The organism is Tenacibaculum litoreum (assembly GCF_964513915.1).
Lineage (GTDB): Bacteria > Bacteroidota > Bacteroidia > Flavobacteriales > Flavobacteriaceae > Polaribacter > Polaribacter litoreum.
Window position 1 is genome coordinate 179,634 of the sequence record NZ_CAZEQS010000004.1, and the last position, 22,750, is coordinate 202,383.

Sequence of the window (22,750 nt, forward strand, 5' to 3'; positions counted from 1 at the left end):
TACTATTTACTAGCAAATAGTTTTACATCATTTTTAGAGACTTCTTTTTCTCCTAAAATAAGTAATCGTTCAACTACATTTCGTAACTCTCTAATATTTCCTGTCCAATCATATTCTTGCAGTAACTTAATAGCATCATTAGAAAATCCTTTTTTAGGCATACCTTGCTCTTCAGAAATTTTCTTTGCAAAGAAATCTACTAATAACGGTATATCTTCTCTTCTTTCATTAAGCGCAGGAACTTTAATTAAAATCACTGCTAAACGATGATATAAATCTTCGCGGAAGCGTCCTTCTTCAATTTCCTTCTTTAAGTCTTTATTTGTTGCAGCAACTACACGTACATTTACTTTTATGTCTTTATCAGAACCTACTCGTTGAATACGATTTTCTTGTAAAGCACGTAATACTTTTGCTTGTGCCGACAAACTCATATCACCAATTTCATCCAAGAAAATAGTTCCTCCATTAGCCGCTTCAAACTTTCCTGCTCTATCTTTGTTAGCTCCTGTAAAACTTCCTTTTACATGCCCAAAAAGCTCACTTTCTATTAGTTCTGATGGAATAGCTGCACAATTTACCTCAACCATTGAAGCCTTAGAGCGCTCAGATTTTTCATGCAACCAATGCGCTACTAATTCTTTTCCTGTACCATTAGGCCCGGTAATTAAAACTCTAGCATCTGTAGCTGATACTTTTTCAATAATATCTTTAATACGAGTAATAGCATCACTTTCACCAATCATTTCATAATTCTTACTCACCTTCTTTTTTAAACGCTTGTTTTCTACCACTAACTCCTTTTTATCTAGAGCGTTTCTTACGGTATTCAATAAACGATTTAAATCTGGTGGTTTTGAAATATAATCAAAAGCTCCTAAACGCATAGTGTTTACTGCGGTATCTAAATCACCATGACCAGAAATCATCACCATTGGTATTTCAGGTTTTAACTTTCTGGCTTTTTCCAGCACCTCAACACCATCCATTTTAGGCATTTTAATATCACATAAAACTAAATCGTAATCTGTTTTCTTTATCATTTCAATTCCTTGCAAACCATCTTCAGCTTCTTCTACTTCATAGGAATCGTTTTCTTCAGAAATAATTTTTTTTAATACTCTGCGAATTGCAGCTTCATCTTCTATTATTAATATTTTACTCATATTTTTTTTAGACTTTTAGATGTTAGATCAAAAGAAAAAAGACTAGTTTAATGAATTCTTGAAATCAGAAATCATTTTTTGGAGCTCACCTACTTCGTTTTCTAAATCTATTAACGTTACTTTATTAACACACTCTTTACAACAAGAAAGAACCATTGGTGGTTACAACTCAAAAAGCAAGCCAAACGTTTTTCATCTTAATTATTTAATTCTTCTTTAGAATTTCCTTCCTCTTTACTTTTAATTTCTTTCTGATTGTTTTGAAGTACTTCTTTTTTAGGAGGTTCAAAACGTAACCCTTTGGCATCTACAATGTGTATATCTCTTTGAGGGAACGGAATACTGATATTATGCTCTCTAAACAGTTCGTCTATTCTAAATCGTATATCACTTTTTGGTATCGCTGCCTGAAAACTATCATTTAATGTAAAAATCAACTTAAAGTTTAAAGAGCTATCTCCAAAATTTTCAAAAAGCACTAACGGCGCTGGATGTTGATACACTTTCGGATGTTCATTAGCCGCTTGCGTCAATAGTTTTTTAACCAAAGCCACATCACTACCATATGCCACACCCACTGTTACACTTTCTCTAGTTGTAGTACCATTCTGTGTCCAGTTATATAAACTATTTGACAAATATTTATGATTTGGTATTACTAACACCTTATTATCAATAGTTACTGCTCTAGTAGTTCTTAATTTTATCTCTTCCACCCTACCTACTTTGCCATCTAACTCAATGATATCACCTACGTGAACACTTTTGTCTACAATAATAAAAACACCAGATATTATATCTTGAAAAAAAGTTTGCAACGCCAAACCAATACCAATTAATAAGGCTGAAGAAGCTACTAATATTGCACTTAAATTAACTCCTGCTGAACTTAAAGCTATTGAAAAAACGACTACATAAGCTAACCAACTTGTAAAAGAGAAAATAGTATCAAACTTATTCTTGTCTTCTTGTTCTAACTTGCTTTTTGCTAACTTCTTTAAGTACTTCAGTAAAATTTTAACAAGAATTAAACCTATTATTAAGAACAGAACTGTCTTTATTGTAAAGTCTACTTCTTTTCCTCCTACAGGAATTCTAAGATTTAGAAAATCGGTTATTTCTTTTATAATTTCTTTCATCTGTTAATTCTTATTGTTTTTTATTGATCAGATGTAATTCACTATCAAACACTTTTCAGATCATATATACGTTAATTACTGTAATTTATTTCATAAACGATAATTATCCATTATAACGAATCCACTTCCATAAATCTTTGTAAGTTGCCTTTTTACCGTACATTAAGATACCTACTCGATAAATTTTTGCTGCAATCCATACAATCACTATAAAAGTAAGAATTAATAGCAACATAGAAAGCGCTATTTCCCACCAAGCAACTCCAAACGGGATTCTCATTAACATCACTATTGGAGATGTAAAAGGTATATAAGAGAATATTACCGATACTGGTCCGTGAGGATCATTAATTACTGTTGCAAAACCTACATACACTGCCAAAATTAATGGTAACATAATAGGCATCATAAATTGTTGTGTGTCCGTTTCATTATCTACCGCTGCACCAACTGCTGCAAACAACGAACTATACAACATATACCCTCCTAAGAAATAGAAAATAAATAAGAAGAACATTTTTACTAAAGGCAACCTAAAAATTTCTTGCGCAATCATTTCACCTTTATTAGTTGCTGTTTGTTGAATAGCCTCCATTTGTTCTGGAGATATTTTTGCTGACTGCGCTTCCATCATATCAACACCAAAGAATGAAGAAGCTACTAGGCTAAACACTAAAAACAAAATTCCCCAGATAAAGAATTGCAACAAACCTGCTGATGCATTTCCTATAATTTTCCCTAACATTAATTGGAAAGGTTTTACAGAAGAAACTATCACCTCAATAATTCTACTCGTTTTTTCTTCAATAACGCTACGCATTACTGATGTTCCATAGATCATAACAAACATCATTAGCAAATATCCTGCAATAGCTCCTACACCAATCTTTAATCCGTTGATTAATTTTGAAGATTTTTCACCAGAAAAATTCAACATTTTTATTTCTGAAGCTATTTTTGATTCTTCAATATGTGCAATATCAATTCCGAAGCTTGTCAATTTTTTATGACGTAACTCCTTATCTATTTTATCCTCTAAACTTTCCATGATAGACATACTTGGTGAATCTTTAGAGAAAAACTCAATCGATTTTGCCAATACCTCTAAACTATCTTGTTTCGGAATGTATAAAGCCCCGTAATAATCACCATCTTCTACCTTCTTTTTAGAATCTTCAATTCCTAAAGCGGTAAAATCTTCATACTTTACTGTTTTTGAATCTACAAACACATCTTTAGAAAACATTCCCGACTCATCAACATATACTATTTTCTTAACCTTTTCATCATTCTTTTTCATTAAGAAAAATACCAAAGCTCCCATACCAATCATTAACAACGGACTTAAGAAAGTCATGACGATAAACGATTTATTTCTAACCTTAGCTATAAATTCGCGTTCTATAATTAATCGTAATCTTTTCATTGCTTAACTGTTTTTATGGATTGCTTGAATAAAAATATCATTGGCACTTGGCACTAACTCGACAAAATGCTGCACTTGTCCCTGAGTTGTTAAATACGATAACAAATCGTTTGGAGAACTTCCATTAGTCAATTTTACATTCAGTTTTAACCCGTCATTCAGTAATTTGAAATCAGCCGGTAACACTTCAAAGTTTTGCTTTAATTTATCTTCTACTTCTCTAGAATTAGAAGTTGCTACCCCTATTTGAAAAGTATTTGTTCTAAACTCCTTTTTAATATCTTCTAGCTTACCATCTAAAATTTTATTCGACTTATTAATCAAAGCTATATAATCACACATCTCCTCAACAGATTCCATTCTATGGGTAGAAAAAATAATGGTAGCTCCTTCATCACGCAACTGTAAAATTTCTTTCGCTATTAGTTGTGCATTGATAGGATCGAACCCAGAAAACGGCTCATCAAAAATTAATAATTTAGGTTGATGTAATACAGTTACTATAAACTGTACCTTTTGAGCCATTCCTTTTGAAAGCTCTTCTATCTTTTTATTCCACCAAGCACCTATATCAAATTTATCAAACCAATATTTCAATCGCTTTTTGGCTTCCGACTTACTCAACCCTTTTAATTGAGCAAGATATAATGCCTGCTCTCCTACCTTCATACTTTTATACAATCCTCTTTCTTCTGGTAAGTAACCTATATGTTCTATATGATTTGGAGCTAACTTTTCTCCATCTAAAATAATTTCACCAGCATCAGGCATTGTTATTTGATTGATAATTCTAATAAGCGAGGTCTTTCCTGCTCCATTAGGTCCTAACAAACCAAAAACACTTCCTTTAGGAATGTGCATCGAAACATTATTTAACGCAGTATAATCGCCATAACGCTTTACTACATTATTAATTTCTAATAAATTGTTCATAGATTTTATAGTTGATTAATTGCCGTTTATTTAAAAACAGCAGTGACAAACTTACATATTTTTATACTCAATTAGTATACGCTTCTCTCTAAACGTTACAAGATTAATTTTTTGTTAATTTTATTATGCATGCATAACTTTTTCGCAAAATACTATGCATGCATAATAAAATTTTATATATTTGGCATCCATGGACAAGGATAAATCAATAGATCACCAATTAAGAGCCACGTGGCAAGCCGTTGCAAAAATGTATAACGAGCAAGCTGCAAAGCATGATAGCACAATGGCCACGGCTTTTGCTTTATTGAATATAGATTTTGAAAACGGTACTCCTTCGACTGCTTTGGGACCGTTAATGGGAATGGAACCTACAAGTCTTTCTCGTTTATTAAAAACAATGGAAGACAAAGGAGTTATATGTCGCGAGAAAAATCCTAATGATGGTAGAAGCGTTATTTTAAAGCTTACTAAATATGGTAAAGAAATGCGTGAAGTTTCAAAAGGGCATGTATACCAATTCAATAATAAAGTAAGAGAACATATTACTGAAGAAGAGTTAGAAACCTTCTTTAAAGTAACAACAACAATAAACAAACTAATTACAGATAAGTTAATATACGAAGACGATATTGACAATAAAGCTGTATAAAACAAACCAACAAACAAATGGCAAGAAGAATTAAAAAAGTAGCAATTATCGGTTCTGGTATCATGGGATCAGGTATTGCATGTCATTTTGCTAACATTGGCGTTGAAGTATTGCTTTTGGACATTGTTCCAAGAGAGCTTAACGACAAAGAAAAAGCAAAAGGATTAACCTTAGAAGACAAAGTAGTTCGTAACCGTTTGGTAAATGATGCTTTGGCTGCTTCATTAAAGTCGAAACCATCACCTATCTACAATAAAAAATTTGCAGATAGAATTACTACTGGAAACCTTGAAGACGATTTACATAAAGTAAAAGATGTAGATTGGATTATGGAGGTAGTTGTTGAGCGCTTAGACATTAAACAAAGTGTTTTTGAGCAAGTTGAAAAATATCGTACTCCTGGTACTATTATTTCTACCAACACTTCAGGTATTCCTATTAAGTTTATGAACGAAGGACGTAGTGAAGATTTCCGTAAGCACTTTGCGGTTACACACTTTTTTAACCCTCCTCGTTATTTAAAATTATTTGAAGTTGTTCCAGGACCTGACTGTAAGCAAGAAGTCACAGACTTTTTAATGGATTACGGTTCTAAATTCTTAGGAAAAACTTCAGTATTAGCAAAAGATACTCCAGCGTTTATTGGAAACCGTATAGGTATCTTCGGAATCCAATCGTTATTCCACCAAGTAAAAGAATTAGGATTAACTGTTGAAGAAGTTGATAAATTAACAGGACCAGTTATTGGACGCCCTAAATCAGCTACTTTCCGTACAGTTGATGTTGTTGGATTAGACACTTTAGTACATGTTGCTAACGGAATCTATGAAAACTGTCCTAACGATGAAGCACACGACTTATTTAAGTTACCAGATTTCATCAACACAATGATGGAAAACAAATGGTTAGGTAACAAAACCAAGCAAGGTTTTTATAAAAAAACAACCAATGCTGAAGGAAAACGTGAAATTTTAGCCTTAGATTTAGATACGATGGAATACCGTCCGTCTAAAAAAGCAAAATTTGCTACGTTAGAATTAACAAAAACAATAGATAAGCCAATTGATCGATTCAAAGTTTTAGTTGGCGGAAAAGATAAAGCGGGAGAATTCTACCGTAAAAACTTCGCAGCAATGTTTGCGTACGTTCAAAATAGAATTCCAGAAATTTCTGACGAATTATACAGAATTGACGATGCCATGAAAGCTGGTTTCGGATGGGAAAATGGTCCTTTCGAAATTTGGGATGCTGTAGGAGTTGAAAAAGGTATCGAATTAATGGAAGCTGAAGGAAAAGAGCCTGCTGCTTGGGTAACTGAAATGTTAGCTAAAGGAGAGAAATCTTTCTATACAGTTAAAGACGGTGCAACATATTACTACGATGTACCTGCAAAAGCACAAGTTAAAAAACCAGGACAAGATTCATTTATCATCTTAGATAACATTCGTAAAACTACCGAAGTATTCAAAAACTCTGGTGTTGTGATTGAAGATTTAGGAGACGGAATCTTAAACTGTGAATTCCAATCTAAAATGAACACTATTGGTGGTGATGTTTTAGCTGGATTAAACAAAGCGGTTGATTTAGCTGAAAAAGACTTCCAAGGATTAGTAATTGGTAACCAAGCTGCAAACTTCTCAGTAGGTGCAAACATCGGAATGATTTTTATGATGGCTGTTGAGCAAGAGTACGATGAATTAAACATGGCTATCAAATATTTCCAAGATACCATGATGCGTATGCGTTACTCTGCAATTCCTACGATTGCTGCTCCTCACGGAATGGCGTTAGGTGGTGGATGTGAATTATCATTACACGCTGATAAAGTAGTTGCTGCTGCTGAAACCTACATCGGATTAGTAGAGTTTGGAGTTGGAGTAATTCCTGGTGGTGGTGGATCTAAAGAAATGGCTTTAAGAGCGCAAGACTTATTCCACACTGGTGATGTTCAATTAAATGTATTACAAGAGCACTTCTTAACTATTGGTATGGCAAAAGTGGCAACTTCAGCTTATGAAGCATACGACTTAAACCTACTACAAAAAGGAAAAGATGTTGTGGTTGTAAACAAAGACCGTCAAATAGCAGAAGCTAAAAAGCACGCTGTGTTATTAGCTGAAGCAGGTTATACACAACCTGTAAAACGTAAAGATGTTTTAGTATTAGGTAAGCAAGCCTTAGGAATGTTCTTAGTAGGAACAGACTCTATGGAAGCTTCTAAATATATTTCTGAACACGATCAGAAAATTGCAAATAAACTAGCCTATGTAATGGCTGGGGGAGATTTATCAGAACCAACAAAAGTTACTGAGCAGTATTTATTAGACCTTGAGCGTGAAGCTTTCTTAAGTTTAACTACTGAAAGAAAAACGTTAGAGCGTATTCAGCATATGTTAAAAACTGGTAAACCACTTCGCAACTAGTTGCGAATAGTATTGAGATATTAGTATTAAGTAGTTAGAAATGCATAAAGTAGAAGATTTAAAAATATGGCAAAAATCAATAGAGTTAGCAAAAGCTACCTATCTACTTGTTTCAGAATTACCATCGGATGAAAAGTTCGGACTAACATCTCAAATAAAGAGAAGTGCTATTTCGATTCCTTCAAATATAGCAGAAGGAGCTGGTAGAAATTCACAAAAAGAATTCAAACACTTTTTGAGTATTGCAAATGGTTCTACATACGAACTTCAAACGCAATTACTATTAGTTATTGAATTGAACCTAATACATAAAGATAAAGTACAACCCATTATTGAGTTGTGTATTGAAATTCAGAAAATGAATTATGTTTTTCAGCAAAAATTAAACGCCCAAACATTCACTCAATACTAAAACCTCAATACTCAATACTAAAAATAAAATGAAAACAGCATATATAGTAAAAGGATATAGAACCGCCGTAGGGAAATCTAAAAAAGGTGTGTTCAGATTTAAAAGAGCTGACGAATTAGCTGCTGAAACCATCAAATATATGATGGGTAAGTTGCCAGAATTCGACGTAAAGCGTATCGACGATGTTATTGTTGGTAACGCAATGCCAGAAGGTTCTCAAGGATTAAACATGGCAAGAATCATTTCATTAATCGGATTAGATTCTGTAGATGTTCCTGGAGTTACCGTAAACCGTTTCTGTTCATCAGGATTAGAAACTATTGGTATGGCAGTAGCAAAAATTCAATCTGGAATGGCAGAATGTATTATTGCTGGTGGAGCAGAAAGCATGAGTTCTGTACCAATGACAGGTTTTAAACCAGAATTAAACTACGATATCGTAAATGCAGGTCACGAAGATTATTATTGGGGAATGGGTAATACTGCAGAAGCAGTAGCTCAACAATACAATGTATCTCGTGCAGACCAAGATCAATTTGCTTACGAATCGCATATGAAAGCTTTAAAAGCGTTAGATAGTGATCGTTTTCAAGATCAAATAGCTCCAATTGATGTAGAAGAAACTTACATTGATGGAAACGGAAAACGTGCAACAAGAAATTACACAGTTACTAAAGACGAAGGTCCACGTCGTGGAACTAGCGTAGAAGCCTTAGCAAGATTACGTCCAGTATTTGCTGCTAATGGTTCTGTTACTGCTGGTAACTCATCACAAACAAGTGATGGAGCTGCCTTTGTTATGGTAATGAGTGAAGATATGGTAAAAGAGTTAGGTATTCAACCAGAAGCTCGTTTGGTAAGTTATGCAGCAGCAGGAGTACCACCTCGTATTATGGGAATTGGTCCTGTAGCAGCTATTCCAAAAGCATTAAAACAAGCAGGTTTACAACAAAGTGATATTGAATTAATTGAGCTAAACGAAGCGTTTGCTTCACAATCGTTAGCAGTTATTCGCGAATTAGGATTAAATCCGGATATCGTTAACGTAAATGGTGGAGCAATTGCTTTAGGTCACCCGTTAGGATGTACTGGTGGTAAATTATCTGTTCAGTTATTTGATGAAATGCGTAAGCGTAACATGAATAACAAATACGGAATGGTAACCATGTGTGTAGGTACTGGTCAAGGTGCTGCTGGTATTTTTGAATTCTTAAATTAGAATTAAGATATAAGTATTGAGTATTGAGAATTTTCTCATCTCTTTTAAAAAATAAGTAACAAAATTATAAAAGTAGTTAGTATCTCAATACTCACTACTAAATACTAAAATCTAAGATTATGTCAGAATTAACAAAAGATCTTTTACGCGGAGGGCAGTTCCTAGTAAAAGAAACAAAATGTGAAGATATATTTACTCCTGAAGATTTTTCAGAAGAGCAAACAATGATGCGTGATGCGGTTAAAGAATTTAACGACCGTGAAATCATTCCTCATAAAGAACGTTTCGAAAAGAAAGATTATGCACTTACCGAAGAAACTATGCGTAAAGCTGGTGAATTAGGATTCTTAGGTGTGGCTGTTCCTGAAGCTTATGGCGGATTAGGAATGGGATTCGTTTCTACCATGTTAACTTGTGATTACATTTCAAGTGGAACAGGATCTTTTAGTACAGCTTTTGGTGCGCATACAGGTATTGGTACGATGCCAATTACTTTATACGGTACTGAAGAGCAAAAGCAAAAATATGTTCCTGCATTAGCAATGGGTGAAAAATTCGGAGCTTACTGTTTAACAGAACCAGGAGCAGGATCTGACGCTAACTCTGGTAAAACTACTGCTGAGTTAACTGAAGACGGAAAGCACTATAAAATTAACGGACAAAAAATGTGGATTTCGAATGCAGGTTTTGCTGAAATCTTCATCGTTTTTGCTCGTATCGAAGATGATAAAAACATTACTGGTTTTATCTTAGAATATGATAAAAACAACCCTAATGGAGTAACTTTAGGAGAAGAAGAACACAAATTAGGTATTCGCGCATCTTCTACTCGTCAGGTATTTTTCAACGATACATTAATTCCTGTTGAAAATATGTTATCTGTTCGTGGTGGTGGATTCAAAATTGCAATGAACGCCTTAAACGTTGGTCGTATTAAATTAGCAGGAGCTTGTTTAGATTCTCAAAGAAGAATTGTAACACATGCTGTAAACTATGCTAACGAGCGTAAGCAATTTAAAACTCCTATTGCTGATTTTGGAGCTATTAAAATGAAATTAGCTGAAATGGCTACCAATGCATATGTTGGTGAGTCTGCATCATACAGAGCTGCTAAAAACATTGAAGACAGAATCGCGATTCGTGAATCAGAAGGAAACTCTCATCAAGAAGCAGAATTAAAAGGTGTTGAAGAATACGCTATTGAATGTTCTATCTTAAAAGTAGCGGTTTCTGAAGACGTACAAAACTGTGCTGACGAAGGAATCCAAATTTTTGGAGGTATGGGGTTCTCTGAAGAAACTCCAATGGAATCTGCTTGGAGAGATGCTCGTATTGCTCGTATTTATGAAGGAACTAACGAAATCAACCGTTTATTATCGGTAGGAATGCTAGTTAAAAAAGCCATGAAAGGTCATGTAGATTTATTAAATCCTGCAATGGCAGTTCAAAATGAATTAATGGGAATTCCTTCTTTTGATACTCCAGATTATTCTGAATTATTCTCAGAAGAAAAAGAGATTATCGCTAAATTAAAGAAAGTATTCTTAATGGTAGCTGGGGCTGCTTTACAAAAGTTTGGTCCTGAGTTAGAACAACACCAACAGTTATTAACTGCTGCTTCTAATATTTTAATTGAAATATACATGGCAGAATCTGGAATTTTAAGAACTGAAAAGAACGCAAAACGTTTTGGTGAAGATGCTCAAAAAGAACAGATTGCAATGGCTAAGTTATACTTATACAATGCTGTTGAAATTATTACTAGAAGCGCAAGAGAAGGAATTATTTCTTTCGCTGAAGGTGATGAGCAACGCATGATGTTAATGGGACTTAAGCGTTTTACAAAATACGCAAACTACCCTAACGTAGTTGAGTTACGTGATACTATCGCAGAAAAATTAAAAGCAGAAAATAAATACTGCTTCTAAAAAAATAGAAAAAATTTCTTCAACTTTTATAGGTTTTAGAATTTAGTTGTTTGTTTAAAAGATCGTCAAATTAATTTTTGGCGGTCTTTTTTTTATACCCTCAAAAAACGTTGTTCAGCCTATATTCTACAGTAGCAACCTACTAGAAAATCAAGGTTCTTAAGGTTTTCTTAAAACGTTTTTTCATATCTTTAATGGTATATTTATTGTTCTTGAGGAGCAAAACATAAAAATAGCATGATAAAACTTACTACCACAGCACTACTAGGAATGGCTTTCTTAGCCATAGTTAGCTGTAAAAAAGAAGCAAAAAAAGCAGACACACAAGAAACCACAAAACAAGAAACTGTAGCTACAACTACTGATGTTACAGGAAACTACGTTTCTTCAGAATACGAAAAGAGGAACGAAGGGTACGATTGGGTTTCAGTTGCTGTAAGACCAGCCGCAAATGACAATATAAAAATTGCTGTTCGCTCACGTGCTGACAAGAAAAAACCTACTTGTACTTTTGACACTCTTGCTAAAAAAACAAATGACAGCACGTATACAGCTGACGTAAATGGTAAAACTGTAGTTTTTTCTTTTAAAAACAAACAAATTTCTATTGCAACGGCAAACAAAGAAAATAACAGTTTATTAAACTTTTACTGTTCAGGTGGAGGAAGTCTCGCAGGTTCTTATCATAAAATTGAAGGAAATCTTGACCAAACACAGATAGACAAAACCATTTTTAGAAAAAATGTAACCTTACAAGGAGTTAGTTTTAGCATTGCTACTCAAAAAAATGGAATGGAAACTGAATTAACGGTTACTCCTTACGGATTAGAAATTGACAATTCTGCCGTTACTCAAACAATTGATGGTAATGTTGTTGATGCTGAAATTGAAGATTTAAACTCTGATGGTTCTCCTGAAGTATTAATTTATACAAAATCTGACGGAAGTGGAAGCTACGGAAATGTAATAGGTTTTTCAGTAAACAACAAAAAGTCAATGAATCAAATATACTTCCCTCCTATTACCGATAATAAAGAATTAAGTAAGGGATATATGGGGCACGATGAATTTACCATTATTGAAACAACCTTAGCACAACGTTTTCCTATTTATAAAGAAGACGATACTAATGCTAACCCTACTGGTGGTACCAGACAAATTACTTACAAATTGGTAGATGGAGAAGCATCAAGAAAATTTGTAGTAAAAAATTCTACTGAATTGAACACTAATAACTAAACTTAAATATTATGAAAAAACTATCATTCGTATTCGCAGCAATTCTATTGATCACAGTGTCTTGTGCTAAAAAAGATACTGCTGAACAATTATACGGAACTACTTGGGAACTAGAATACATTTCTGGACCTAAAATTGCCTTTGACGCATTATTTCACATGAAAAAACCACTACTTATGTTTGATAAAGAAACCATGAAAGTGATGGGTAATAATGGTTGTAACGGATATACTGCTGAATTTACTTTAGATAAAGAAAATGCTATTTCTTTTGGGGAAGCAGGACCAACTACAATGATGTACTGCGGACAAGGAGAACAAGAGTTTTTAAAAACCATTAAAAAAATAAACAAGTATAGTATTGACATAGAAGGAAAACTAAACTTATTAATGGACGATGTAACCATGATGCGCTTTAAAAAAGTAACTACTGAAGAATAATTCACGATAGTTGTTACTTTAAACGAATTAATAACTTAGGGGAAACCTCATACTATATAGCCTTTTTTGGGTTTGTTAGTATGAGGTTTATTTTTTACTACCAAAGGCAACGTCCGCTCATAAGTATACAGAGAATATTGGTTTGAATCTACACTGATGTAAAAGCAGAGAACATGCCGTGGTATCAGCGACCCTTGCCGCGGTGTCTGCGGAGCACGCCGTGATATCAGCGACCCGTGCCGTGGTATCTTCGGAGCATGCCGTGATATCAGCGACCTGTGCCGTAGTGTCTTCGGAGCATGCCGTAATATCAGCGACCCGTGCCGCGGTGTCTGCGGAGCATGCCGTGATATCAGCGACCCGTGCCGTGGTATCTGCGGAGCACGCCGTGATATCAGCGACCGCGCTACCTTTAATGACACTTAAAACACCTTTTATTCCCTAAATAGCTAAGCTTATGGGATTCCGTAAGAAGATTAAATTATTATTAGTAAGTTCGTTAAAGTATAAATAAACATAAAATACAATCATAAACCTACCAAAATGGTTGTATAACGATGTATTTTACATTTATATAGATAAGTTGGCAGTAAGCTTAAAATGCAACACCTTAACAAAAATTAAACAAAAAAACCTAAGTAAATTAAGTTTTTTATTGTTAATTTGTAAACAACTTACAAAATAGATATAAAAAATGATAATCAACTTTAGTTTGCAAAACTTCGGCTCTGTAAAAGATAAGCAGACATTAACTTTTGAAGCAGACAAATCTAAACACCTTAATGATTATTACATTGTAAATACAAATGGATTTAGATTACTTAAGTTAGCTCTTATATACGGAGCCAATGCATCAGGTAAAACCACAATACTTAATGGTTTAGAGTTTTTACGCGATTTAGTCCTAGAGCCCGAAGAAAAGAAAACTGATGAATTGGAATTCAACCCTTTTCTTTTTGACGAACAGACACCTAATCAGACTTCAATACTATCTATTAATTTTTTACAAAATGGAATACGATATGACTATGAAGTGGAATTTACTGAACAAGCAATCGTAAGTGAAAAATTAGATAATTATAATCCCAAAAAGGCAAATGTTTTCACAAGAAAAACAGATTTAAAACATCAATTTTCTGAAATAAAATTTGGCAGTAAAATAAAACAAGACAAAACGTTTAAAAAAACACTTGAATCCAATACTCTTTGGAACAATACTGTTTTAGGAGGTTACCTAAAAACTAACATTGATTTTATTGAACTCAATGAAACTGTTGACTGGTTTAGTAATTACCTTAAACCTTTAGTATATACCAAAACCAAATTAGAAGGTTTTGTTACATCAATTATTGAAAATAAAGAAATACAAAAAAAAGATGTAATAAGCATACTCAAAAAAGCTGATTTTCATATATCAGACATATTAATTCAAGAAGAAGATGAAGAACTACCAGAAGGATTTTTTGATTTCGTAGAAAAACTAGAGATCTCTAATGACAGAGTCAACAAACTTAAAGAAGAAGGAAAAATAACTTCAGTTAGCATAGATTTTGAACATACTGTAAATGGAAAGAAATATAGTTTGCCAATTGATTTAGAATCTCAAGGAACAAGGAGATACTATGGTTTTGCAGGTTTATTAGCCTTATTAATAAAAAACAATAACATAATTCCAATCGATGAACTAGAATCATCTCTACACCCAGATTTATATATACAATTCATATTGTCTTTTCTTGTTAATTCTCAAGATTCTCAAATATTGGCTACTACCCATAATAGAGAAATATTAGATAATAAGGATTTATTTAGAAATGATGCGATTTGGTTTACAAATAAATCTGAAAACTGTTCAACTCAGTTATATTCCTTAGCTGATTTTGACACTTCTGTAGTTAGAGACACTACTAATGTTTTAAATGCATACAAGAGTGGAAAACTAAAAGGTAAGCCTAATTTGGGTGATTACTATATTGACCTTGATTAATACTTATGAGAAAAAGGTCGAAATTTAAAATAACAGCTTCAAATGCATTTGCATTTGTAGTAGATGGGGATACTGAGGTTTGGTACTTGCAAATGTTAAAGCGTAACGAAAGAGAGCTAAACATAAACATAGAACCAAAACTTCCAAGTAAAAAAAGTATTCCTGAACAATTTAAAATGGTTAAGGATTTAGCTGAAGACTACACAAAAGTTTTTTGGATTGTAGATTATGATGTCATTGTAAAAGAGACACGCGAAGCCAGAAAAGGAGCTGAAACAAGCGAACAATTATTTATTAAACTAAAAGAAAAAGCTGAAAAGTTTGATAATGTTGTTGTAATTGTTAACAATCCCTGTATAGAATTTTGGTTTTTATTACATTTTGAAAAAACTAGTAAACTCTTTTCAGACTGTAATTCAGCGGAAAAACAACTAAAAAAACACTTAACTGATTACAAAAAAACAAGAAAATATTTCACAAAACAGGATAATGATATTTACTTAAAACTCAAACATAAGTTAAGTGATGCCAAAGTACATTCAAAAAACCTAAAATTTGATAAATACAATACGAGTAAAGCTATCTGTGAAATGAATTCTCTATTCGAAATTGAAGAAATTCAAAAGGTGACCGACAAAAAATAAAGCCTGCTGCCAACAATGGCTATAAATAATTGCTTGTTCTCACCTACTTCTGAAAAACAACTGTTTCCTTATTCAGTTCGTATTCATTAAATTAGAGCTTTAAAAACACAACTAATTTTATACGAATACGTCATGACATTTTCTAAACACAAAACATTAAAACACTATTTACGAGCGCTTTTTTTAATGCTAATTGTAACTTCTTGTAAAGGGCAATCGCAAACTAACACAGAAAGAAACGTAGGTGGGGCTTGCCAAGACTGTAAAGCTTTGTTGGATTATAAAATGCTCAATATAAATCCTAAGTCAGTTGGTACCTTACCTGGTTTTCATGAAAATGAACCAAAACTAAAAATAACGGGTACTGCATTTAAAAAAGACGGAAAAACACCTGCTGAAAATGTTATACTCTACATTTATCACACAGACAGAAATGGAATTTACCAACCTAGTGATAAACCTGTAGGTTCGGAAAAAAGACACGGACAGTATAGAGGCTGGCTAAAAACAGGTGAAGATGGAAAATTTACTTTTTATACATTCAGACCTGTATCTTATCCAAATACACAAGAGCCAGAGCACATCCATATTTATGTAAAAGAACCCAATACAGTACCTTATTATATTGACAGTTATCAATTTGAAAGTGACCCTGCTCTTACTGAAGAAAAAAAGCAATCAGAAAAAAACAGAGGTGGCTCTGGAATTATACAACTTAAAAAAGAAGATGGTATTTGGACTGCTCATAGGGATTTAATCTTAGGGTTGAATATTCCTGATTATGAGTAAAAGTTTTAGTTACGATTGCTACTCACCTACCCCTAAAGAACTCAGACTTCTATTCAATATGCATTTACTAAATTAGTTGTTTAAACTAGTTATATAAAAATGAAACTTTTCTTTAAAATAATAATACTCTCTTTTTTAACAATTTCAAGCTGTAAGTTGCAGCAAAATGAGAAGAATGAAATAAACACTAACCCTCCTAAAGCTGAATTTACCAAATTCGATTTAGGTGAAAGTGATTTACCCACACTAAAAAATGTAGTAAATGATTATGAATCTCTCTTCACCATTGAACAACTAGAAAAGTTAACATTGTTAATTCGAGAGTATGAGAAAAAGACTTCCAACCAAATAGCTATTGTTTCTATTAAATCAATCGGAAAATACACCGATTTTAGTCAATTCGCTATTGACTTATCAAATTATAATGGTGTAGGTCAAAAAGAAAAAAATAACGGCTTGACTATTGTTTTCAGTAAAACCTTAAGAAAAATAAGAATTTCTACAGGCATTGGAACAGAACAAATTTTAACAGACGAAATTTGTGAGGAAGTAATTGAAAAAACAATTATCCCTGAATTTAAAAAAGGAGAATATTACCTTGGTATTGAAAAAGGAATAACTGAGTTAATGACTAAGTGGGAATAGTACTATCTATCACATAACTATAAAAACAAACCATCCTACTTATTACTGATTCAAAAAGGAACTGAATGTATAAAACTATCTTTGAAATAACCAAAATGGATTGTCCTTCTGAGGAGAATTTAATTCGAATGAAGTTAGACGGAATTTCTGGTATAGCAAATTTAAAGTTTGATATTCCTAATAGAAAATTAACGGTTTTTCATAACGAAGAAGTTGATTTAATTGAAAAATCGGTAATTGAACTAAACTTAGGCGGAAAAAGGGTTTCCACAGAAAAAACCAGTCAAACTGATTTTGAAGAAAACACCAATCAGAAAAAGTTACTTTGGGCTGTTCTCGGAATTAATGCTGCTTTTTTTATTGTTGAAATGACAACGGGAATTATTTCTAAATCAATGGGACTTGTTGCTGATAGCTTAGATATGCTTGCTGATAGTTTTGTTTATGGAATTAGCCTTTTTGCCGTTGGTGGAACTTTAACAAGAAAGAAAAGAATTGCAAAACTTGCTGGATATTTTCAAATAACTCTTGCTTTACTTGGATTTATTGAAGTTTTAAGAAGGTTTTTTGGAGCTGAAAAACTTCCTAATTTTTCAACAATGATAATCGTTTCTGTTTTAGCACTTATCGCAAATGGAATTTGTCTTTATATTTTACAAAAATCAAAAAGCAAAGAAGAAGCACATATGAAAGCGAGTATGATTTTTACTTCAAATGACATCATTATTAATTTAGGAGTAATAACAGCAGGAGTTTTAGTGCATTGGTTAAATTCTAACAAACCTGATTTGATTATCGGAACTATTGTTTTTGTTTTAGTAATTCAAGGAGCTTTTCGAATTTTAAAACTAAGTAAGTAAAGACAAAGCTACATTTATAGAATTAGATAACTCTTTGTTAGTAGGATCTACTTTAGAAACAACTCGAATACCATTATAAAGTGTATAAAGAAGAGTAGCAATGGCTCTTAAATTTTCACTATTTTTTAATTGTCCTCTTTCCTTACCCTCCTTCAAATATTCATAAAATAAGTTTTCAAAATCACGCTTATTTTCTATCAAGACTTTTTGTAAACTTTCGTCATTTGGAATAAGTTCTGTTGTAGCATTTACCACAAAACATCCTTTTTTATCTTCATCAAGAATAGCTTCTTGTATTGCTTTATTAAAAAGCTCAGCAAAGCCTTCTTTTACATCTGGATGACTTTGAAAAAATTCTATTAACCCTTTTTTTGTAGTAGTTCTATAAAGTTCGAAAGATTTTTTAAAGAGCTGCTCTTTATCTCCAAAGGTATCATATAAACTTGCCCTGTTTATTCCTAATTGACTTACCAAATCTTGCACGGAAGTAGCAGAATATCCTTGCTTCCAAAACAAACACATTGCTTTGGCTAGTACTTCTTTTTCGTCAAATGATTTAACTCTTGGCATATAAAAAATGTGGAAGTTATTTACACTTCCACAAAATTACCATATTGGAACTTTCATTCCAAATATATTCAAAAAAAATTAACTCAATAATGGATTGATGTTTGTTCCTCCATCAATATTATACTCACTTCCAGTTATAAAAGTAGCATTATCAGATGCTAAAAACGAAACTAGTTTAGCTACTTCTTCTGGTCGTCCAAATCGTTTTAAAGGAATACGGTTTTCTATTGTTTGAGCAAAACCTTGTAATTGTTCTTCTTCCATTCCTATTTTTCCAAAAATTGGTGTAGATATTGGTCCTGGATTTACAGAGTTAATTCTTATTTTTCTTGGGGCTAATTCTGTAGCTGCTGTTCGTGTATAAGAATTAAGCGCTGCTTTTGATGCTGCATATACAGCTGTATTTGGCATTCCGGTATAAGCATTTATAGATGATAAATTTATAACGGATGCTCCTTCATTTAAAATTGGTAAGAATTTTTCGGTAGTAAATACAGCTCCTTTAAAGTTAATAGCCATTTGATGGTCAAACATTTCTTCGCTAATATCTCCTACTGGAGCAGGTTGAAAAATACCAGCATTTACAAACAACACATCAATTTTTTCAAAATCTTTCTTAACCTCTTCTACTAAATTCTCAATAGCAGTAATATCTTTAACATCAGCAACTATTCCTTTAACTCCTAACTTTTGTGATGCTTCTTTAACTTTTTCGGAATTTCTTCCTGTGATAATAACTGTTGCTCCTTGGTCTTTTAATTCTTTGGCAGATGCAAAGCCAATTCCACTATTTCCACCGGTTACAACAGCTATTTTACCTTTTAATGTACTCATTTTATTTGTTTTTTAGTTAATATTTAATTCTGGAACAATCATTCCATTTACAAACATACACATAATAGAACGATTGTTCCAAATAAAAATTCATCTTATTTATTGGATTAAAAAATGTTAAAACACCGAACAGACTTGTCTGTTCTTTAAAATTCATATAACTTTGACAAAAATTAAGAGTATGAGTAGTCCTAGAGAACGTATATTAGAAACTGTAGCGCATTTATTTCATCAACAAGGTTATAACAGTACGGGTATTAACCAAGTTATTAAAGAAGCTAAAGTTGCCAAAGCAAGTTTTTATCAGCACTTTAAATCAAAAGATGCTTTGTGTATTGACTTTTTAAATAACAGACACGAGCTCTGGTTTAAAGAACTATTTAAGTTTACTTCGAAAAGTAAAAATTCAAAAGATAGGATATTACTAGCATTCGATTTTATAGCTTATATGAATACAAAAGAAAATTTTAGGGGTTGTAGCTTTCTAAATATTCTATCAGAAATATCTAAAGAACAGGAAGGTATTTTAACCGTAATTCAATTACATAAAAAAGAATTGAACAACTTTTTTCAAGAGTTAATTGACAACGAATTACTTGCTACACATATTTATCTACTTTTTGAAAGCGCTATCATAGAAAGTCAACTCTTTAAATCGAATGAAATAGTATATAAATCAAAAAAAATAATACAAAACTTACTATAAATATTATGGAACAGAAACATCCACTCCCTCCTTTTAGTCTTGAAACAGCTAAACAAAAAATTCAACTAGCAGAAGATGCTTGGAATTCTCAAAATCCTGAAAAAATAGCATTAGCTTACACTATTGATAGTGAATGGAGAAATAGAGACACCTTTGTTAACGGTAGAGAAGAAATTATTAACTTCTTGAGTAAAAAGTGGCAAAATGAGCTTAATTATAAACTAAAAAAAGAGTATTGGGCACATAGTGAAAATAGAATTGCTGTACGCTTTGAATATGAATATCAGAACAAAGAAGGCAAATGGTTTAGGGCTTACGGTAATGAAAACTGGGAGTTTGATGATAACGGACAAATGAGAAAAAGATATGCGAGTATTAATGATCTTGAAATAGAAGAAGTTGATAGGTGTCTTTAAAATAATTAACTTTTTTTAGTAAAAAATAATAGCGGCTTTGATAAAACATCAAAGTCGCTTTTGTATTTTTAGTGCTTACATAAAACTTGAAAAAGTGAATTACAAAATAGATGAAATAAATAGTACCGAATATAAAGAAGTAGTTGACTTATGGGAAGCTTCCGTTAGGGCTACGCATCATTTTTTAAAAGAAGAAGACATTGCTTATTTTAAACCTCTTATTCTAAATACGTATTTAGATGCAGTAGAGTTAAAGTGTATTAAAATCAATAATAAAATAGTAGGTTTTTTAGGTGTTGCTGAACAAAGTTTAGAAATGCTTTTTATCCACCCTGAATATCGAGGTAAAAAGGTAGGTAAAACCCTATTAGAATATTCAATTGACAAATTGAATGTGGATAAGGTAGATGTAAATGAGCAGAATGAACAAGCTGTCGGTTTTTACAATCATTTTGGTTTTGAGACTATCAAACGTTCTGAACTGGACGCTACAGGAAAACCATACCCTATTTTACACATGCAGTTAAGTAAATAAGACTTAAGAGCTGCTACCAATAACTCAAGTTCTAAAAATTGGCACAAAAGGGTTAACTTTATCAAACTGTAATCTTTATGAAAAAGAATTAATCTTTTGTAGTTTTACATAATACTAACCTAAACTTTATACAACTACATATGCAAACATCTGATACTACTATATCTACAAAAAATACGTTTAATGATCGTATTAAGCTACCCTTTAATTTTGAAGTAGCTAAAATGCTTGAAGAAGCCAAAGCTTTGCAGTTAGATAACTTTGAATATTATGATGTAATTCCTTTACGTTCACCTGCACATTTAGTGGATACATCATTACCTTTCCCACCTCCTGCTGAGGATTATGCAGATGGTTCGTGGACAGATTGGTTGGATACTAATGCTTTAAAAAAGTCTCCGTATTTAACTAGTGTTATTGATTTTTTTAAAGAAAATACCACTGTAAACTTAGTTAGGTTACTTCGACTGGCTCCACACTCAACAGTAAAGGAACATACCGATCCTACTTTAGGTTTGGAGATTGAAAAATCAGTAATACGACTTACTATTCCTATTCTTAACAATGAAAATGTAACTTTTTATTTGAATAACACTCCTGTGTTGATGAAACCTGGAGAATGCTGGTATATGCGACTTACCGATCCTCATAAAGTTATTAATAATGGTGATGAAGAACGCATAAACCTTACTATTGATATGATTCCTAATGATTGGATTCGACAGGTTATTCGTGAAAGTGGACAAAATTCTAATTAAAACAAAAAGGGTACGCTAGCGTACCCTTTTTGTTTTATATAACTTTTTATTTTAATCTAACGCACCTAAGTAACGTTCAGCATCTAAAGCTGCCATACAACCTGTACCTGCTGCTGTTACTGCTTGACGATATTCTTTATCTTGAATATCTCCTGCGGCAAAAATTCCTGGTAAATTTGTTTTGGTAGATTTTCCTTTAGTAATTAAATACCCCGTATCATCCATATCTAAAACACCTTTAAACAGATCAGAGTTTGGCTTGTGTCCTATTGCAATAAATACACCTGTTACTGGAATCTCAGTTTTCTCTCCAGTTTGATTGTTTACAGCACGAACTCCTTCAACAACATTCTCTCCTAACACCTCATCAATTTCAGTGTTATACATAACAGTAATATTTTCTGTTTTGTTTACACGGTGTTGCATTGCTTTAGAAGCACGCATGTAATCTTTACGAACTAACATAGTAACTTTACTACAAATATTGGCTAAATATGTTGCTTCTTCAGCAGCAGTATCTCCTGCTCCAACTACCACAACATCTTGTCCTTTGTAAAAGAAACCATCACAAGTAGCACAAGCTGATACTCCACCACCTATTAAACGTTGTTCGCTTTCTAAACCTAAATATTTAGCAGTTGCTCCTGTAGAAATAATAACAGTTTGTGCTTCAATCTCTGTTGAATCATCTACAGTTACTTTATGAATTCCTCCTTCTTTATCAGAAAACTCTACTTTTGTAACCATTCCAAAACGTACATCTGTTCCGAAACGCTCTGCTTGACTTTTTAAATCTTCCATCATTGCTGTACCATCAGTACCTTTTGGATATCCTGGGAAATTATCTACCTCAGTTGTTGTAGTTAATTGTCCTCCCATTTGCATTCCTGTATACATAACTGGTTTCATGTCTGCTCTCGCTGCATATATAGCTGCGGTGTAACCTGCTGGACCAGACCCAATAATCAAACATTTAATTTTTTCTGCCATTATCTTGAATTTTTGAAGTTACAAATGTAATTTTTTTTT

At 32.8% G+C, this 22,750-nt stretch carries 23 protein-coding genes; 16 read left to right on the forward strand and 7 right to left on the reverse strand.

Annotated features, from left to right (window positions below):
* Window positions 1-2: 2 nt before the first annotated feature.
* The 4 genes from ACKTTR_RS12300 to ACKTTR_RS12315 all read right to left on the reverse strand — a co-directional run bounded on the left by ACKTTR_RS12300 (window position 3) and on the right by ACKTTR_RS12315 (window position 4,664).
* A complete protein-coding gene (locus tag ACKTTR_RS12300; protein ID WP_408028129.1) occupies window positions 3-1,166 on the reverse strand; it encodes a sigma-54-dependent transcriptional regulator in 1,164 nt (387 codons plus the stop codon).
* Between the two features lie 197 nt (window positions 1,167-1,363).
* A complete protein-coding gene (locus ACKTTR_RS12305) occupies window positions 1,364-2,305 on the reverse strand; it encodes a mechanosensitive ion channel family protein (protein ID WP_408028130.1) in 942 nt (313 codons plus the stop codon).
* Window positions 2,306-2,408: 103 nt separating this feature from the next.
* The gene (locus ACKTTR_RS12310; RefSeq protein ID WP_408028131.1) at window positions 2,409-3,731 is read right to left on the reverse strand and encodes an ABC transporter permease; all 1,323 of its coding nucleotides are present in this window, start codon (window positions 3,729-3,731) and stop codon (window positions 2,409-2,411) included.
* A gap of 3 nt (window positions 3,732-3,734) precedes the next feature.
* Window positions 3,735-4,664 carry an ABC transporter ATP-binding protein gene (locus ACKTTR_RS12315; RefSeq protein ID WP_408028132.1) on the reverse strand — a complete coding sequence of 310 codons (930 nt, stop codon included), beginning with the start codon at window positions 4,662-4,664 and terminating at the stop codon, window positions 3,735-3,737.
* Window positions 4,665-4,854: 190 nt separating this feature from the next.
* On the opposite strand from ACKTTR_RS12315, the gene ACKTTR_RS12320 reads away from it, so the two are divergent.
* From ACKTTR_RS12320 to ACKTTR_RS12375, 12 genes are all read left to right on the forward strand, one after another.
* Window positions 4,855-5,316 (forward strand): MarR family winged helix-turn-helix transcriptional regulator, encoded by a 462-nt coding sequence (locus ACKTTR_RS12320; protein WP_408028133.1) that lies wholly within the window; start codon window positions 4,855-4,857, stop codon window positions 5,314-5,316.
* Window positions 5,317-5,333: 17 nt separating this feature from the next.
* Complete coding sequence (locus tag ACKTTR_RS12325) at window positions 5,334-7,739, forward strand: 3-hydroxyacyl-CoA dehydrogenase/enoyl-CoA hydratase family protein (protein ID WP_408028134.1); 2,406 nt, start codon at window positions 5,334-5,336, stop codon at window positions 7,737-7,739.
* Between the two features lie 40 nt (window positions 7,740-7,779).
* Window positions 7,780-8,151 (forward strand): four helix bundle protein, encoded by a 372-nt coding sequence (locus tag ACKTTR_RS12330; protein ID WP_408028135.1) that lies wholly within the window; start codon window positions 7,780-7,782, stop codon window positions 8,149-8,151.
* Between the two features lie 28 nt (window positions 8,152-8,179).
* Window positions 8,180-9,370 carry an acetyl-CoA C-acyltransferase gene (locus ACKTTR_RS12335; RefSeq protein ID WP_408028136.1) on the forward strand — a complete coding sequence of 397 codons (1,191 nt, stop codon included), beginning with the start codon at window positions 8,180-8,182 and terminating at the stop codon, window positions 9,368-9,370.
* Window positions 9,371-9,489: 119 nt separating this feature from the next.
* A complete protein-coding gene (locus ACKTTR_RS12340) occupies window positions 9,490-11,298 on the forward strand; it encodes an acyl-CoA dehydrogenase family protein (protein WP_408028137.1) in 1,809 nt (602 codons plus the stop codon).
* 237 nt (window positions 11,299-11,535) lie between these two features.
* Window positions 11,536-12,537 carry a PliI family lysozyme inhibitor of I-type lysozyme gene (locus tag ACKTTR_RS12345; RefSeq protein WP_408028138.1) on the forward strand — a complete coding sequence of 334 codons (1,002 nt, stop codon included), beginning with the start codon at window positions 11,536-11,538 and terminating at the stop codon, window positions 12,535-12,537.
* A gap of 11 nt (window positions 12,538-12,548) precedes the next feature.
* Window positions 12,549-12,977 (forward strand): META domain-containing protein, encoded by a 429-nt coding sequence (locus ACKTTR_RS12350; protein WP_408028139.1) that lies wholly within the window; start codon window positions 12,549-12,551, stop codon window positions 12,975-12,977.
* A 694-nt stretch (window positions 12,978-13,671) separates the two neighbouring features.
* Entirely contained in the window at window positions 13,672-14,964 is a 1,293-nt protein-coding gene (locus ACKTTR_RS12355) for an AAA family ATPase (RefSeq protein WP_408028140.1), read from the forward strand.
* Between the two features lie 5 nt (window positions 14,965-14,969).
* On the forward strand, window positions 14,970-15,608 hold the full coding sequence (locus ACKTTR_RS12360; RefSeq protein WP_408028141.1) for an RloB family protein: 639 nt from the start codon (window positions 14,970-14,972) through the stop codon (window positions 15,606-15,608).
* Between the two features lie 132 nt (window positions 15,609-15,740).
* Window positions 15,741-16,397: an intradiol ring-cleavage dioxygenase gene (locus tag ACKTTR_RS12365; protein ID WP_408028142.1), complete on the forward strand. Its 657-nt coding sequence runs from the start codon at window positions 15,741-15,743 to the stop codon at window positions 16,395-16,397.
* A 99-nt stretch (window positions 16,398-16,496) separates the two neighbouring features.
* Window positions 16,497-17,042: a TPM domain-containing protein gene (locus ACKTTR_RS12370; RefSeq protein WP_408028143.1), complete on the forward strand. Its 546-nt coding sequence runs from the start codon at window positions 16,497-16,499 to the stop codon at window positions 17,040-17,042.
* Between the two features lie 65 nt (window positions 17,043-17,107).
* Window positions 17,108-17,902: a cation transporter gene (locus ACKTTR_RS12375; RefSeq protein WP_408028144.1), complete on the forward strand. Its 795-nt coding sequence runs from the start codon at window positions 17,108-17,110 to the stop codon at window positions 17,900-17,902.
* Here the strand turns inward: ACKTTR_RS12375 and ACKTTR_RS12380 are convergent.
* Window positions 17,891-18,472 carry a TetR/AcrR family transcriptional regulator gene (locus tag ACKTTR_RS12380; protein ID WP_408028145.1) on the reverse strand — a complete coding sequence of 194 codons (582 nt, stop codon included), beginning with the start codon at window positions 18,470-18,472 and terminating at the stop codon, window positions 17,891-17,893. The two genes, ACKTTR_RS12375 and ACKTTR_RS12380, sit on opposite strands and share 12 nt — an antisense overlap.
* Window positions 18,473-18,550: 78 nt before the next feature.
* Window positions 18,551-19,306 carry an SDR family oxidoreductase gene (locus ACKTTR_RS12385; RefSeq protein ID WP_408028146.1) on the reverse strand — a complete coding sequence of 252 codons (756 nt, stop codon included), beginning with the start codon at window positions 19,304-19,306 and terminating at the stop codon, window positions 18,551-18,553.
* 181 nt (window positions 19,307-19,487) lie between these two features.
* Here ACKTTR_RS12385 and ACKTTR_RS12390 point away from each other — a divergent pair, with 181 nt between their 5' ends.
* From ACKTTR_RS12390 to ACKTTR_RS12405, 4 genes are all read left to right on the forward strand, one after another.
* Window positions 19,488-20,012: a TetR/AcrR family transcriptional regulator gene (locus tag ACKTTR_RS12390; protein WP_408028147.1), complete on the forward strand. Its 525-nt coding sequence runs from the start codon at window positions 19,488-19,490 to the stop codon at window positions 20,010-20,012.
* A 5-nt stretch (window positions 20,013-20,017) separates the two neighbouring features.
* Window positions 20,018-20,428 (forward strand): DUF1348 family protein, encoded by a 411-nt coding sequence (locus ACKTTR_RS12395; RefSeq protein ID WP_408028148.1) that lies wholly within the window; start codon window positions 20,018-20,020, stop codon window positions 20,426-20,428.
* A gap of 94 nt (window positions 20,429-20,522) precedes the next feature.
* Window positions 20,523-20,963, forward strand: a complete 441-nt coding sequence (locus tag ACKTTR_RS12400) for a GNAT family N-acetyltransferase (protein WP_408028149.1) — start codon at window positions 20,523-20,525, stop codon at window positions 20,961-20,963.
* A 140-nt stretch (window positions 20,964-21,103) separates the two neighbouring features.
* Window positions 21,104-21,721 (forward strand): aspartyl/asparaginyl beta-hydroxylase domain-containing protein, encoded by a 618-nt coding sequence (locus tag ACKTTR_RS12405; protein ID WP_408028150.1) that lies wholly within the window; start codon window positions 21,104-21,106, stop codon window positions 21,719-21,721.
* 51 nt (window positions 21,722-21,772) lie between these two features.
* On the opposite strand, the gene trxB is transcribed toward ACKTTR_RS12405, so the two are convergent.
* The gene (gene trxB / locus ACKTTR_RS12410) at window positions 21,773-22,711 is read right to left on the reverse strand and encodes a thioredoxin-disulfide reductase (RefSeq protein WP_408028151.1); all 939 of its coding nucleotides are present in this window, start codon (window positions 22,709-22,711) and stop codon (window positions 21,773-21,775) included.
* Window positions 22,712-22,750 lie beyond the last annotated feature (39 nt).

Coding starts and splice junctions, on each gene's coding strand:
- ACKTTR_RS12300 (WP_408028129.1), bottom strand. CDS start 1,166: ATGAGTAAAATATTAATAATAGAAGATGAAGCTGCAATTCGCAGAGTA.
- ACKTTR_RS12305 (WP_408028130.1), bottom strand. CDS start 2,305: ATGAAAGAAATTATAAAAGAAATAACCGATTTTCTAAATCTTAGAATT.
- ACKTTR_RS12310 (WP_408028131.1), bottom strand. CDS start 3,731: ATGAAAAGATTACGATTAATTATAGAACGCGAATTTATAGCTAAGGTT.
- ACKTTR_RS12315 (WP_408028132.1), bottom strand. CDS start 4,664: ATGAACAATTTATTAGAAATTAATAATGTAGTAAAGCGTTATGGCGAT.
- ACKTTR_RS12320 (WP_408028133.1), top strand. CDS start 4,855: ATGGACAAGGATAAATCAATAGATCACCAATTAAGAGCCACGTGGCAA.
- ACKTTR_RS12325 (WP_408028134.1), top strand. CDS start 5,334: ATGGCAAGAAGAATTAAAAAAGTAGCAATTATCGGTTCTGGTATCATG.
- ACKTTR_RS12330 (WP_408028135.1), top strand. CDS start 7,780: ATGCATAAAGTAGAAGATTTAAAAATATGGCAAAAATCAATAGAGTTA.
- ACKTTR_RS12335 (WP_408028136.1), top strand. CDS start 8,180: ATGAAAACAGCATATATAGTAAAAGGATATAGAACCGCCGTAGGGAAA.
- ACKTTR_RS12340 (WP_408028137.1), top strand. CDS start 9,490: ATGTCAGAATTAACAAAAGATCTTTTACGCGGAGGGCAGTTCCTAGTA.
- ACKTTR_RS12345 (WP_408028138.1), top strand. CDS start 11,536: ATGATAAAACTTACTACCACAGCACTACTAGGAATGGCTTTCTTAGCC.
- ACKTTR_RS12350 (WP_408028139.1), top strand. CDS start 12,549: ATGAAAAAACTATCATTCGTATTCGCAGCAATTCTATTGATCACAGTG.
- ACKTTR_RS12355 (WP_408028140.1), top strand. CDS start 13,672: ATGATAATCAACTTTAGTTTGCAAAACTTCGGCTCTGTAAAAGATAAG.
- ACKTTR_RS12360 (WP_408028141.1), top strand. CDS start 14,970: ATGAGAAAAAGGTCGAAATTTAAAATAACAGCTTCAAATGCATTTGCA.
- ACKTTR_RS12365 (WP_408028142.1), top strand. CDS start 15,741: ATGACATTTTCTAAACACAAAACATTAAAACACTATTTACGAGCGCTT.
- ACKTTR_RS12370 (WP_408028143.1), top strand. CDS start 16,497: ATGAAACTTTTCTTTAAAATAATAATACTCTCTTTTTTAACAATTTCA.
- ACKTTR_RS12375 (WP_408028144.1), top strand. CDS start 17,108: ATGTATAAAACTATCTTTGAAATAACCAAAATGGATTGTCCTTCTGAG.
- ACKTTR_RS12380 (WP_408028145.1), bottom strand. CDS start 18,472: ATGCCAAGAGTTAAATCATTTGACGAAAAAGAAGTACTAGCCAAAGCA.
- ACKTTR_RS12385 (WP_408028146.1), bottom strand. CDS start 19,306: ATGAGTACATTAAAAGGTAAAATAGCTGTTGTAACCGGTGGAAATAGT.
- ACKTTR_RS12390 (WP_408028147.1), top strand. CDS start 19,488: ATGAGTAGTCCTAGAGAACGTATATTAGAAACTGTAGCGCATTTATTT.
- ACKTTR_RS12395 (WP_408028148.1), top strand. CDS start 20,018: ATGGAACAGAAACATCCACTCCCTCCTTTTAGTCTTGAAACAGCTAAA.
- ACKTTR_RS12405 (WP_408028150.1), top strand. CDS start 21,104: ATGCAAACATCTGATACTACTATATCTACAAAAAATACGTTTAATGAT.
- trxB (WP_408028151.1), bottom strand. CDS start 22,711: ATGGCAGAAAAAATTAAATGTTTGATTATTGGGTCTGGTCCAGCAGGT.